Here is a 13625-nt window from a genome sequence, read left to right on the forward strand (position 1 = left end):
GTCTATCGCCTGTCGAGGACACGGCCGCAGATCAGATCTGCAGCGGTGTGACGCCCATGAAGTGGCCGAGGTTGCCCAGTTGCGCCAAGGCCATTTCCGGGCCGGTCTGGATCGGGCAACCACGCCTTTGGGCGAAGGCGAGAAACGGCGTCACGGCCGGCGAAGTCACGACATCGGCCACCAGCGTCGACGTTTGCAAGGTTTGCATCAGGTTGTGCGGCAACGGCAGCGGGCCTTCATCGCTGGTGGCGCCCATGCCGACCGGCGAGGCGTTCACCACCAGATCGAAGTGCTCGAGCGAGGCAGGGTTGGCGCTGATCACGATCTCGGGGAAAGCATCGCGCAACAGTTCGCCGAGCATCTCGACGCGCTCTGCGCTCAAGTCGCTGATGACCAGATGACTGATCCCGGCCTGACACAGTGAGTAAGCAATCGCACTGCCGACTCCGCCGGTGCCGATCACCAACGCCTGCTTGTCCTGCGGATTGAAACCCTGCTGGCGCGCAGCACCGAGAAAACCTTCGCCGTCGACGATATCGCCCACCAGCCGGCCGTCGGTCTCGCGTCGAATCACGTTGACCGAGCCGAGCGCCGCCGAGCGCTCACTGACACTGTCCAGGCGGCCGGCCAGCAGCTGTTTGTAGGGGACGGTGACCACGCAACCGCGCAGGTTTTGCCAACCACGCAAGGTTTCGATGAAGTTCTGCAGGGCGGTCGGCGCTAGGTCGATGGCCAGCATGGCAACGTTTTGCTGGTGCTCGCCAAACCAGCGGTTGAAGTTTTCCGGCGATTTCACCTGTGTCACCGGTGAGCCGACGATGGCGACCAGTTCAGTCGAACCCTGGATCATTTGATGCTCCCGCTTCTTGGCTGTGTTGTGGGGCCGATAGTGCAAGCGAGGAGGGAGGTGAACAATCAAGGTACAAGGTGTTTAAGTTGATAATCGCATCATCAGTGCGATAATCGCATTGTTTGCCTGATTAAGAGCCGAATCGATGAAGCAACCCACCATCCATCAACGGGATTTGATCGTCGGCCTGCAAAAGGGGCTGGCGCTGTTGCAATTGTTTTCCCAGGAGCATCCGCGCCTGAGTGTGCCCGAGGTGGCGCGCATGGCCGACATGACCCAGAGCGCCGCCCGGCGTTTTTTGCTGACGCTGGTGCATGACGATTTCGCGCAGACCGATGGGCGCTTCTACTGGCTGACCGCCAAGACCCTGCGCATCGGCCAGGCCTATGTCGATTCGGCCGTGTTGCCGCGCATGCTGCGGCCGATCGTCGAACAGGTGGCGCGAACCACCCAGGAACATGTGTCGGTGGGCATTCGCGACGGGGATGACATCGTGCACGTTGTGCGCAGCCGCTACAGCCACATCACCTCGATGTCGATTCGGCCTGGCTCACGGGTGCCGATGTATTGCACCGGCAGTGGCCGGCTCTGGCTGGCGAGCCTGTCAGGGCAGGCGCTCGACGGCTATTTCGAACGCAACCCGCCACAAGCGATTACGCCTTACACCCTCACCGACGAAACCCGGATCCGCGCCGAAATCACCTTGGCGGCGCAGCGGGGCTACGTGCTGGTGGATCAGGAATATGAGGTGGGCATGCGGGTGCTGAGCGTGCCGTTGATTGATCGGGAAGGGCAGTTGCAGGCCGCCTTGACGCTCACTACCCATGCGTCGCGAATGACCGTCGAGCAGATGCGCGAACGGTATCTGTCGGCATTGTATGAAGGTCAGGCGCTGCTGCGGCCGATCATGACGCTGTAGGCCGAGGAGACGAACTCTCATCCAGGCCACCTCGCTAAGGTGCGTAGAGTTTCTAGCGCTCACTGACGCGCACTCGATCCAATCCGGGTATCCAGGGCCGTCAATACTTCATGGGCGGCTTTCACCTTCGCAGGGAGGGGATAGTTCTTGTTCGCCAGCGTCACGATACCCATGCCCTTGGCTGGAACAAAGGCCATGTAAGCGCCGAAACCGTCCGTCATGCCTGGCTTGTTAATGAGCACGTTAGCCTGCGGTGGCAGCGGGGGGTTGAGCCGGGTAATTTCATGGGTTTCAAGGATCATTGGGTACGAGTTGCCCGCGAGCAAGCGGTCGAGCTCAATTGGATAGGGGTAAAACTCCCATCCCAAGCCCTGCGTCATATCTGCGACCTTGTAGCCTGTATGCGTTGGCATTTCCAACAGCATCATGCTGGCGGAAATCACGGCGAACCGGGTGCTGGATCAGATTGAAAGCACGATTGCCCACGGACTTGTGGGAGCGAGCCTGCTCGCGAAGAACGTCCAGGCAACGCGATCATCCAGACAGCCCGTATTATCGTTAACGTCCATCGCGAGCAGGCTCGCTCCCACAGTTTTTTGTGTGCACCGCATGACTCGGCACGGTTATCGGTCGAATCGATTCAGGGCCTGCTCCAGCCCTTCGCGACATTCAGCGACCATGCGTGTCACCAGTTCGGCGCAGGTCGGGATGTCGTCGACCAGGCCGATGACCTCGCTAAATACAAATCCGTCCCCTTTTTCCCTGGCGGAAATCACGGCGAACCGGGTGCTGGATCAGATTGAAAGCACGATTGCCCACGGACTTGTGGGAGCGAGCCTGCTCGCGAAGAGCGTCCAGGCAGCGCGATCACCCAGACAGCCCGCGTTATCGTTGACGACCATCGCGAGCAAGCTTGCTCCTACAGGAGCAGGCTCGCACACAGTTTTTTGTGTGCACCGCATGACTCGGCACTATCATCGGTCGAATCGATTCAGTGCCTGCTCCAGCCCTTCGCGACATTCAGCGACCATGCGTGTCACCAGTTCGGCGCAGGTCGGGATGTCGTCGACCAAGCCGATGACCTTGCTAAAAACAAATCCGTCCCCTTTTTCCTCCGTCCCCTTTTTCCTCAAGCCCTGCGTCATATCTGCGACCTTGTAGCCTGTATGCGTTGGCATTTCCAACAGCATCATGCTGGCGGAAATCACGGCGAACCGGGTGCTGGATCAGATTGAAAGCACGATTGCCCACGGACTTGTGGGAGCGAGCCTGCTCGCGAAGAACGTCCAGGCAGCGCGATCATCCAGGCAGCTCGTATTATCGTTAACGTCCATCGCGAGCAGGCTCGCTCCCACAGTTTTTTGTGTGCACCGCATGACTCGGCACTATCATCGGTCGAATCGATTCAGGGCCTGCTCCAGCCCTTCGCGACATTCAGCGACCATGCGTGTCACCAGTTCTGCGCAGGTCGGGATGTCGTCGACCAGGCCGATGACCTGGCTGGCACAGACGAGACCTGCCGTGATGTCACCCGACTCCAGGCCTGCAAGGCCGCGTTCGCCCGACAACAGGTGCTTCAAGTCGTCATAGGTGGCGCCACCCGGGCGCTGCTCAAGGGCGACAATTGCTTGCGAGACGCCATTGGTAAAGAACCGCGCGGTTCGCCTGAGGGTTCTCTTGATCAAGGTGGTATCGCGCTCCGTCGCTGCCAGCAAGGCCGCCTTGATATCGTCGTGGATGGCGGATTCCCGGGTCAGCATGAAGCGCGTGCCCATGTTCACGCCGTCGGCACCCAAGGCCAGTGCGGCGGCCATGCTGCGCCCGTTGGCGATGCCACCGGAGGCGATAAAGGGAATCTTCAGGACCTTGCCCAACGCCGGGATCATGATCAGGGCAGGGACATCGTCCTCACCACAATGCCCACCGGCTTCGAAGCCGTCAATCGAAATGACATCGGCGCCGTAACGCTCCGCCGACAGGGCATGGCGTACCGACGTGCACTTGTGAATGACCTTGATGCCGTGCGCCTTCAACCGGGCAATGACCGGCTGGGGGTTGTTGCCGGCCGTTTCGACGATACGCACATCGCCCTGGATGATCGCGTCGATCCAGCCGTCATAGTTCACGTCATTGGCGGTCAGTGACAGCGTGAGGTTCACGCCGAAGGGTTTGCAGGTCAGTTCACGGGTGCGATCGATTTCACGGCGCAGGTCGTCCGGTGTGGGCTGTGTGCGCGCCGTCACCATGCCCAGGGCGCCGGCGTTCGATACGGCGGCGGCCAGTTGCGCGCGCCCGACCCACTGCATGCCGCCTTCAATGATCGGATACTGGATGCCCAGCAGTTCGGTAATACGGGTTTTCATGATGGTCATCCAATGAGAAAGGAATGCCCGGTATAGAAAAAAAGTAGGAACAGAAATGTTCGATAGAGGAGGGTGACCGCCCACTACATCGAAGCATTTCTGCTCCTACGAAGCTTGTAAAACGAGAGTCAGGCTTGATGATGGACAATCAGCTCGGCCGATCACACCCCCTGTAACGGGTAGGCCAGGCATCCATCAGGTTCGCCCCGGAAAGTTGGGCGCACGCTTTTCGAAAAAGGCTGCCACCCCTTCTTCCAGCGTTGGCAGATCGAGCAACGGGTGTTGGCATTGGCCTAATGCGCAGGATGATCCGGCCCACCCCACGCGGGTGGGTCGGTGACGGGTGGCCAGGGCTTAACCTGCAAACCTGATTCGAAGCCTCGTGCGCAGTGTGCGGGGCAGTCAGGAGCAAGGGGTTGAGCGTCGTGAGTCGTACCATTTCCACTCTGGCAGGAACCCGCCGCAAACTCGACGGCGGCGTTCTGTTCGGCCATACACCGCGGCAGAAATGGTCGCAATGGATGGCGCCGGACCTGGACAACCGGGTCGACATTGCATCCCGGGCATTGCTGGTGCAGCAGGATGGAAAAAACATCCTCGTGCTGGCCGGCGCCGATGCATTGCTGGCGCCGATACCGCGTGCCTGTCGCTGCCAACCAGCCGTTTCGGGGTTGCTGGAAAGCCTGGCGCAGCATGGCTTGGGCGAAGACGATATCGATGCGGTGGTGCTGACCCATCTGCATGCACCGCTGTCCGAGGAACTGCTTGAACGGGTCAGGGAAGGGGAGATGCCACGGCTGCTGTTTCGCAAGGCGCATTACCTGGTGGGCGAACGCCACTGGGTGCGAGCACGCCACCCCCATCCACGTGATCGGGAGCTGTTCATCTCGCCGCTCTTGCATCGCCTGGAAAACAGCGGGCGCCTGATCCTGATCGATGGCCATGGCTGCGACCGCCTCGGAAACGGCTGGCATTTTCATTTCAGCGACGGCTACACACCGGGGCAACTGTTACCGGAAATCCTGCTGCCCGGCGGGCCTGTGGTGTTTGTCGGCGACCTGATCCCGGGAACTCACTGGCTGAGCCTGAACGTCAACAGCGCCTATGATCGCAATCCCGAATGCGTGGCCGGGGACAAGGAGCGCCTGCTCGATCATCTGGTGGCGATGCGCGGGCGCCTGTTCTTTTCCGTGGACCCGGACGTCGCCATGGTCAAGGTCATGCGCGACCGGCAATCACGCTATGTTCCCTTTGATCCGTACACGTCGCTCCATCGCTTCGACAATTGAGCTTTCGGCTGTCGATTTAGAACCCGGACAGGTTACTCCTCGCAATCCGACGCCATCGGTGACCTGGTCAGCCTCTGATTTTTTCCAAGGCCGAAACAATGCGCTCAGCCGCATCCTGGTCACCGCGGTGTTTGAGTTCGCTAGCCACTTGGTTCAACTGCTGCGCCGTGAGGCCAACATTCATGCTGATCTTCAGGTGCGACTCCAACTGCGGCGCCAACCCTGGCATCGCGGCAAGTGCCCCAACAGTGGCCAGTTCACGAGTAGCCCAATCGAGGTTGTCTCGGGCGAAGATATCCCCGAACAGGTGAACCTTCAGAAACTGGTCAATGGCAGGGGCGAACTCAAACAGCGGCCCTGAGACCGGCGCTCCCACCAGACGGGTTTGATTGTCGGTGCCCAGTTCGAGCAAGGCATGGCCCGACGGCACAGGGCCTGGTTCGCGCCCCGGTTCGTCGTGAACGCCGCGTGCTTCGCGCTCTTGCAACAAGCTCATCAGTTGCGAAAGTGCATTGAGGCTGCGCGGGAAACCGGCATACGCATAGAGCTGAACCAGGATTTCCTTGCACTCACTAATCGTTAGGCCGGCATCGAGACCGCGATTGAGCGCATCGCGCAAACGGGGCATATCGCCGGTCGCCATGCTGGCGCCGATAGAGGCGACAGCCAGTTCTTTTGCAGTCAGGGTTTGTTCAGTCACCATCTTTGTCTCCGAATTGTGTGTGGTACTGGCGAAGCTGTAAGACGAGTTGAAGGTTGACGGGCCGGCGCTATCTGTCGCAGCCGATAGAGCACATGGCATCCAGGCCGCCAGCCAGAGGCCCTTCCATGCAAGGGAATGATTGCTGAACATGGCCTTGCTCCTTGGATAGGTGGGTTCACCGGGTGTGCGACACCGGCGAACGTGAAGTTAGAAAAGTCAGCAGGGCGGCGAGCATCAGCAGCGCGGCGCTGGCGATAAATGTGCTCTGGTAGCCGAGCGCGTCAAACAGTACGCCGCCGACGGTGGAGCCCACTGCGATAGCCAATTGAACAATCGCCACCATCAGGCCGCCGCCCGCTTCGGCGTGATCCGGCAAGGCGTGCGCAATCCAGCTCCACCAACCCACTGGCGCTGCCGTCGCAATAAAGCCCCAGAGTCCGAGCAATACCGCTACAGCGATAACCCCGGTGCCAGCAGGAATCAGCGCCAGCGCAATAACCGCCATCAGCAGTGAGATGGTACTCAAGGTGCCGTACAGACTGCGCTTGAGGACTACACCGATCAGCGTTGTGCCGCAAAAGCCAGCGACGCCTATCACCAATAGCAGCAGAGAAAGAGTCGGCACCTTGACCTGGGTGACCGTTTCCAGAAACGGGCGCAGGTAGGTGAACAGCGCAAATTGGCCCATGAAAAACAAGCCAGCGGCGGCCATGCCTAGCGCCACCGTGCGATTTTTCAGCAGTTTGAAAACATTGCCGGCACCCGGCGAACGCTTCTGTGTTGGCATGTTCGGCAAGCTTAGCCACTGCCAAACCAGCGCAATCAACGCCACTGGGACCAGGCACAGGAACGCACCACGCCAACCCACCACCGAGCCCAGATAACTGCCCAGTGGCGCTGCCACCACCGTCGCCAGGGCGTTGCCGCTGTTGAAAACAGCCAGCGCCCTGGGCACCTGTGAAGCAGGTACCAGGCGCATCGCAGTGGCTGCCGACATCGACCAGAATCCGCCAATCACTACGCCGATCAGGGCTCGCCCAGCCATGTAGATCAGGTAGTTTGGAGCAAGCGCCACAACGGTGCCCGATACGGCCATCAAACCGGTCAGGGCCAGCAGCAGGGTCTTTCTGTCCAGGGTGCCGGCGATCCAGCTGATCGACAGGCTGGCCAACACCGCAAACGCGCCCGATATGGCAAGCCCCTGGCCCGCCAGGCCTTGGCTGACCTGCAGGTCGTTTGCCAAGGGTGTCAGCAGGCTGACGGGCATGAACTCCGAGGCGATCAGTGCGAATACACATAGCGTCATCGCATAAACACCTCCCCAATGACCGGTACGCGTACCTGTCTCGCTCAAGGCGGTGGCGTGCAGTTGGACGTCAGCGGTCATTTCAGGTGTTCCTGAAAGAACCGGGTCAGCTTGGCGAAAGGAATCAGGTCGACGCGGTCGTACAGATCGACATGGCCTGCGTTGGGCACGATGACCAGCTCTTTAGGTTCGCCTGCCAGGCGAAACGCCTCTTCGCTGAACTCGCGGGAGTGGGCGTTTTCACCTGCAATAAACAACATCGGGCGAGGCGAAATGCTCTCGATATCGACGAATGGGTAGAAATTCATGAACTTGGTATTACTGCTCAGCGTCGGGCGGGTGGTCTGTTGCGGCGTGGAACCGGCCGGGGTGAATTCGCCACGCGGGGTGCGGTAGAAGTCAAAGAACTCGCGTTGAACAGGGTGAGTGTCGGCATTGAGCTCCTGCACCGTGCCGCCGGTGTATTCGATCTTGCCACCCATAAATTCCGTATAACGCTGCTCGGCCGCCGTCGCGATGAGCAGCTTGCGCGCCTCAAGGGTTTGCGAATGCTTGAGCCCGTTGCGGTTGGCAGCGCCCATGTCATACATGCTGACAGTGGCGATGGCTTTCATGCGCGGGTCGATCTTGGCGGCACTGATGACAAAGCTGCCGCTGCCACAAATCCCCAGCGCACCAATGCGCTGGCGGTCGATAAACGGCCGCGTGCCGAGGTAATCCACGGCGGCACTGAAGTCCTCGGCGTACATGTCTGGCAGTACCGCGTTACGTGGTCGTCCTTCGCTTTCGCCCCAGAACGACAAATCCAGCGCCAGGGTAACGAAGCCTTGTTCCGCCAATTTTTGCGCATAGAGGTTGGAGCTTTGCTCCTTGACCGCGCCCATGGGGTGGCCAACGATAATGGCCGGGCTGCGGGTGGCGCTGTCCAGACCTTTTGGCATGAACAGATTGCCCACGACGTTGAGCTGGTACTGATTTTTGAAGCTGACCTTTTGCACGGTCACCTTGTCACTTTTAAAGAAATTATCTGCACCGTTGGACATATCGGCTCCTAAGGCGGTGAATGAACTGATTAGCAACCCGAGCATTACGAGAAGTCTTTTCATGGGGCATCCTTCTTGAGAGAAAGCTGAAGGCGACGTAGCGCGAGGCTCGCCCCTCTTCATGGCGAGAAGCTGGGATGCGGGGTAGTGTTACGCAATAACCAGATTTTGATTAGCTAATGAATGCTTAATGCGGCTATAACCGTATCTAATCAATCAATCGAGCGTGTCCGCGATGGCCAAACCCAATTTCAATGATTTGCTGGCTTTCGTGACGGTGGCGCGGGTGGGCAGCTTTACCCGCGCGGCGGTACAGCTTGGGGTGACGCAATCGGCAGTGAGTCAGGTGGTTTCCGCATTGGAAGCCCGTTTGAAAATTCGCTTGCTGACCCGCACTACGCGCAGCGTATCGCTGACCGCGGCGGGCGAGCGATTGCTGGATGCGGTGGGCCGTCGCTTCGATGAAATCGAGGCCGAAGTGCAAGCGTTGACCGAGCTGCGCGATAAACCGGCCGGGACGGTACGCATTACCTGCGGCGACAATGTCATCAAGACAACGCTGTTGCCCAAGTTGACGCCGTTGCTGCAGATGTACCCGGATATCAAGCTGGAATTCGATATCAACTATGGCTTCCGCGATATCGTCGCCGACCGCTTCGATGCCGGCGTGCGCTTCAGCGATACGGTGGCCCAGGACATGATCGCCGTGCCCATCGGCCCGCCTATACGAATGGCCGTCGTTGCTGCGCCAGGCTATTTCGCGAAAAATCCCGCCCCCGAACACCCTCGCGATCTGGCGGCACACCGCTGTATCGATATCCGCTTTCCCACCTATGACGGCGTGGATGCATGGGAATTCGAACGCCTGGGCAAGAAGGTTAAAGTACGTGTAGACGGCCAGTTGGTATTCAACTCCACCACCCATATCGCCGATGCGGCGGTGGGTGGGCTGGGCATCGCTTATCTGCCCGAAGACGAGTTTGCCCAAGAACTCACCGACGGGCGGCTTATCCGGGTACTGGAGGACTGGTGTGAACCCTTCGGCGGCTTTCATCTGTATTACCCCAGCCGCCGACAACCCTCCCAGGCGTTTTCGCTGGTAGTCGATGCGTTACGGGTTGATCGTTTGCCGCCGACCGGTTGAGTCCACCGCCTCTAAAAGTTGATTTTGAAGCCCAGCATCGCGTCATACCCATGACTGTCCCCGTCGAACCCCTGGCGATAACCCGCCGAAGCGGTAAACGTGGTGCGTCGATTGGCCTGGTAGTCGACGCCCAGATTGACTTCACCCCAGGTGCCCTGGATGTCTGACTCGAACGGAACGTAACCCGACTCAGAGGAAAACTCGGTCTTCGGTTGCCCTTTGAACTCATGCCAGACACTGGGACGAACCCATGCGTTGGTACGCCGTTCGCTCTTGTCGACGCCTTCGGTTTCCCAGTCCTTGGCGATGCGCACACCGAGCCGTCCGATCAGTGAGTCCACATCCTTGAACCGAACGTTGGCGCCGACGTCGTCGCTGCTGTCCAGGTCGACGTAGCTGTAGATGGCCTGCAACTGCGGTTCGACGTACCAGTCCTTGTCAACCTCGTAGGGGTAGCCGTTTTCCAGCGAGGCGGTGTAGCCCCAACCGCGGGTTTTCAGTTTGGCCAGGTCGTTGGGCTTGGCCTCGATGTCGAAGCGGTTGACCTGCAACACACCGTCCAGATACCAGCCGGACGGGCCGAAGTGCGTCCAGTACGCGCCCACGCCGTAAGCGCGCAGGGTGTCTTCACCGGCGGGACGGCGGGTATAGTGGCTGACGCCTGCGTCGATGGTGCCGGCCGATAGCGATATACCGGCCTGTTCATGACTGCCATCGGTCCTGACCTTGCGGTAGAGGTCGGTGCCGACCTGGAAGGCGGTCAGGTCGTAGTTGTACTCGGGCGTGTTGCCCAAGGCGTTCTTGCGATCGCCGTCCTGTTTGCCACTGCGATAGATGACCCTTCCCCAGCCCATGGACGGGGCCAAAGTGGACTCATCATCCTTGGGCAATGGATCGCCGGCATTGAGGCGTTCTTCGCCGACCCGCTCGTGCAAGGTATCGACCATTGTCCTGCCGTAGACCAGCGCCAGCGCCGGAACCGCGCCGTACAGCGAAACCTCCGGCCGAAAATTCGGGACGGGCGCGGGAGCTGGATCGGGATCCGGGGTCGGATCAGGCGTTGGATCAGGCGTTGGATCAGGATCAGGATCCGGAGTCGGATCGGGGTTCGGGTCTGGAGGAACAGGGGGAGCAGGGGGAGCAGGGGGCGTGGGAGCATCCGAACGCAGGAACCAGGTGTCCCTGGCGGTGCCATCCTCGGCACCTCGTTGCAGGCGATACTCATACGGCCCTGCGACGGCCCTGCTGGCCAGGCGAAACGCGGTGGGGTCACTGGCGCCGTCGGTTTTGTTCAGCAACTCGACGACAGCGATGCCGTTGCCCTGGGTCAATTCGCCCTGTCCGCCGACATTACTCACGGTAACCCCGGTGGCACCGCCGCTGCCGGTGCTGGTCGAGTCCACCACCAGCATGTCGGAGCGACTGTTGGTGCCGCCAGCGTTCAAGGTGGTGTTGAGCAGCAGTCTGCCGCCATTGGACACGAAGGTCCCGCCGCCATCGGTACCGGCGGTGGTCGCGCCACTGATCAACAGCACATTGCCCACGGTGTTGGTGCCGGCCGCAAGGTCGAGCGTGCCGCTGTGGGTGAAGCTGTTCACGCCGAGTAATTGGCCTTGCACAGCGCCACCCGGCGTCGGTGTATTAGCCGCTTGGCCCAAGGGCAGATAGGCACCGCTGGCATTGAAATTGACGATGCCTGTAGCGGGTTGCGCTGCCAGGCGAATGACGCCGCTGTTGTCGATACTGTTGTTGCCGGAAGAACCCAGGTTGCTGGTCGCAATACCCCAGGTATCACGCGTGCCGCTGCCGGCGCTGTCGGCGAAATTGCGCAAGATCCAGGTGCCGCTGTTGGTCACCGTACTGGCGGCACTGACGGCATTGACCGACCCGGTCATCTGACCGGTATTGTTGAGCGTGAAATTCGTCCCGGGCGTGGTTGCATCGGCACGCACCGCTGAATCGCTGAGCGCACCGATCACACCGGTGTTCGTCAACGTCTGGGTTGCACCGCCCAGCGTGACGCCGCTGCTGTCTGCCCATCCACCTTGAAGGGTCGCGCTGTTGCTGACGCTGACCGCGCCGCCCTCGGTCAATGCATCAATCGCCGACGACCCCGTGCCCTTGGTGGTAATCGCCCCGGTGTTGCTGACCGAGAGCGTGGCCGCGCCGGATGCTTGCGCGAGAATCCCCTGGCTGTCGCTGGCACCCAGAGTCTGAATCGGCCCGGTGTTGACGACGGTTTGCTGGCCACTGACGGACAACGTTCGGATGCCACGCTGCTGATTGCCGCGAGCGATCAGTTCCCCACTGTTACTCACATTCAGGGTGCCCACGCCGGTGCCCGAGTTGAATGCGTTGCCCGCCAGAATCGCCGCGCCCTGGCCATTGACGTCAATCAGCGGCCCGGTGAACGTGACACTGGTATTTCCGCCCAGGGTCAGTGCCTGTATGCCAAAGGAGCCAATGCCACTGCCATCGCCCGACCCGGCATCGGAGTGCGTGATGATCGTGCCACCGGAATTGACGTCCACGGTTCCTGTAGGTGATTGGGTCGACGCATAAATCCCGTTGGCGTTGCTGTTGATCGTTTCGATACGGTTGCCGGAGTAGTCGACCCGGACATTGCCGCCCGTCGAGTCGACCCGGATGCCACCCGCGCCAAAGCCACTGGCGAAGATGTTGCCGGAATAGTCGATAAGGACATTGTTGTTTTCGGCGCTGACGATGATGCCGTAGGCACGCGTGGTGTTCAGCCCGCCGAGCACGGTGAGATTGCCGCTGCCGGTGATGGTCGCATCACCGGTACCGCGCTTGATCACGTAGATCGCTCGCGAGCCGGCAGTATTGGCCGTGTTGCCGACGTTGATAGCGGCGTTGTTTGCAATGCTGATCGAGCCGGTAGCGCCAGCGTTATCGTTGGCATAGATACCATGTCCGCCGCCCCCGGTGGTGGTGATCGCACCGGTGTTGGTGATGTCGATGCTGCCAACGGTAGAGAAGGAGCGAATGCCGAAACCATTGACGCCATTGGCGCTGAGTGTCCCGCTGTTGCTCAACCGGGTATTGCCGGCGCCGCCTTCGGTGAAGAGGCCGAAGGCGTTCATGCCGATGGCCTGGACAGTCGCTGCGTTCACCAGGGTGGTGTTGCCATTGATCGCACGGGTGTGGACACCGGCGTGGTTGCCAATGCCAGCGGTAGGCAAGGTATCGTCGGTAATGGGATCACCGGCGGACAGCGCATCGTCGTTGTTCACCAGGATGCTGACCCCGGCACCGACACTGACGCTGGTGTCGCCGCTGCCGGTGGCTTTGGTCCAGATGCCGTTGCCGCCGAGCAGGGTTATCTGACCACTGCCATCGTGGGTCACGTTGATCCCGCCGCCGCCACTACCATTCACATCGATCCCGTCGTGTTCGTTGCCGACCACGGTGTTGAGGATGTTCAGGGTGGTGCCCGAAGTGACGGAAAACGTCGACAGCCCACTGCTGGCATTGGTGATGGCCAGCGCATCGAGTCCGCTGCCACCCACGTTGACCGTGTTGGTGCCGCCATTGGCGCTCAGGGACGCATTGCCGGTAGATCCGATTACGTTAGAGAACACCGCGTTTGCAGCCGTCGGTGGCGTGCTATTGATCGTGGTGCCGCTGAGGGCAACGGTTGAGTTGGCGTTGTTGCCTCGACCAAGCACCGAGGAGCCGGCAGTGGTGGTGATGGCCGTACCCGCTTGAGTACTGATCGAGGCATCGACGCTGGCGGCAGGCGTACAGGTTTGCGAAACGTTGTAGGTTCCGACGGCAAGCGGCCCACAGGCGGCCTGGGCATCCGCCAGCGTCAGGACATTGGCCATGGCGACCAGCAAGGCGCTACGTTTGAAATGCGGGGCAAACCCGACACGGAAATGGTCGCGAGCGCTTTTCATTGAAACCTCCCTGTTCAACTCTCACCGATGCCTGCCAGCCAACGGGTTATGGCATGGCAATTACAGCTATAAACCTTAGTTGGTAATT

Annotated in this window: 10 protein-coding genes and 1 pseudogene; 3 read left to right on the forward strand and 8 right to left on the reverse strand. The window is 60.4% G+C overall.

The window, feature by feature from the left end; all coding sequences use genetic code 11:
- Nucleotides 1–31: 31 nt before the first annotated feature.
- Nucleotides 32–850 (reverse strand): shikimate dehydrogenase family protein, encoded by an 819-nt coding sequence (locus ACM6I6_RS04880; RefSeq protein WP_414919512.1) that lies wholly within the window; start codon nt 848–850, stop codon nt 32–34.
- Nucleotides 851–995: 145 nt separating this feature from the next.
- Between ACM6I6_RS04880 and ACM6I6_RS04885 the strand changes: the two genes are divergently transcribed.
- On the forward strand, nt 996–1769 hold the full coding sequence (locus ACM6I6_RS04885) for an IclR family transcriptional regulator domain-containing protein (RefSeq protein WP_274076755.1): 774 nt from the start codon (nt 996–998) through the stop codon (nt 1767–1769).
- 59 nt (nt 1770–1828) lie between these two features.
- Here ACM6I6_RS04885 and ACM6I6_RS04890 read toward each other — a convergent pair.
- The 3 genes and pseudogenes from ACM6I6_RS04890 to ACM6I6_RS04900 all read right to left on the reverse strand — a co-directional run.
- Nucleotides 1829–2176 (reverse strand): annotated as a pseudogene (locus ACM6I6_RS04890) (serine hydrolase); the annotation flags it as partial.
- 567 nt (nt 2177–2743) lie between these two features.
- Nucleotides 2744–2962 carry a hypothetical protein gene (locus ACM6I6_RS04895; RefSeq protein ID WP_414919513.1) on the reverse strand — a complete coding sequence of 73 codons (219 nt, stop codon included), beginning with the start codon at nt 2960–2962 and terminating at the stop codon, nt 2744–2746.
- 195 nt (nt 2963–3157) lie between these two features.
- Entirely contained in the window at nt 3158–4141 is a 984-nt protein-coding gene (locus tag ACM6I6_RS04900; protein WP_323609326.1) for a nitronate monooxygenase family protein, read from the reverse strand.
- Between the two features lie 416 nt (nt 4142–4557).
- Between ACM6I6_RS04900 and ACM6I6_RS04905 the strand changes: the two genes are divergently transcribed.
- On the forward strand, nt 4558–5421 hold the full coding sequence (locus tag ACM6I6_RS04905; protein WP_414919514.1) for an MBL fold metallo-hydrolase: 864 nt from the start codon (nt 4558–4560) through the stop codon (nt 5419–5421).
- A gap of 67 nt (nt 5422–5488) precedes the next feature.
- Here ACM6I6_RS04905 and ACM6I6_RS04910 read toward each other — a convergent pair whose 3' ends face one another.
- Genes ACM6I6_RS04910 through ACM6I6_RS04920 form a run of 3 tightly spaced genes read right to left on the reverse strand, consistent with a single transcriptional unit; the run spans nt 5489 to nt 8536 of the window.
- The gene (locus ACM6I6_RS04910; RefSeq protein ID WP_406591591.1) at nt 5489–6274 is read right to left on the reverse strand and encodes a carboxymuconolactone decarboxylase family protein; all 786 of its coding nucleotides are present in this window, start codon (nt 6272–6274) and stop codon (nt 5489–5491) included.
- 25 nt (nt 6275–6299) lie between these two features.
- Nucleotides 6300–7511: an MFS transporter gene (locus tag ACM6I6_RS04915; protein WP_414919515.1), complete on the reverse strand. Its 1212-nt coding sequence runs from the start codon at nt 7509–7511 to the stop codon at nt 6300–6302.
- Complete coding sequence (locus ACM6I6_RS04920) at nt 7508–8536, reverse strand: alpha/beta hydrolase (RefSeq protein ID WP_414919516.1); 1029 nt, start codon at nt 8534–8536, stop codon at nt 7508–7510. The genes ACM6I6_RS04915 and ACM6I6_RS04920 overlap by 4 nt, the downstream gene beginning before the upstream one ends.
- A 172-nt stretch (nt 8537–8708) precedes the next feature.
- Here ACM6I6_RS04920 and ACM6I6_RS04925 point away from each other — a divergent pair, with 172 nt between their 5' ends.
- Entirely contained in the window at nt 8709–9617 is a 909-nt protein-coding gene (locus ACM6I6_RS04925) for a LysR family transcriptional regulator (protein WP_414919517.1), read from the forward strand.
- Nucleotides 9618–9628: 11 nt separating this feature from the next.
- Here the strand turns inward: ACM6I6_RS04925 and ACM6I6_RS04930 are convergent, their stop codons facing one another.
- A complete protein-coding gene (locus ACM6I6_RS04930; protein ID WP_414919518.1) occupies nt 9629–13537 on the reverse strand; it encodes an autotransporter outer membrane beta-barrel domain-containing protein in 3909 nt (1302 codons plus the stop codon).
- Nucleotides 13538–13625: the final 88 nt, after the last annotated feature.

The sequence above is a fragment of the Pseudomonas sp. IT-P218 genome (assembly GCF_949767605.1).
Taxonomy (GTDB): domain Bacteria; phylum Pseudomonadota; class Gammaproteobacteria; order Pseudomonadales; family Pseudomonadaceae; genus Aquipseudomonas; species Aquipseudomonas putida_AE.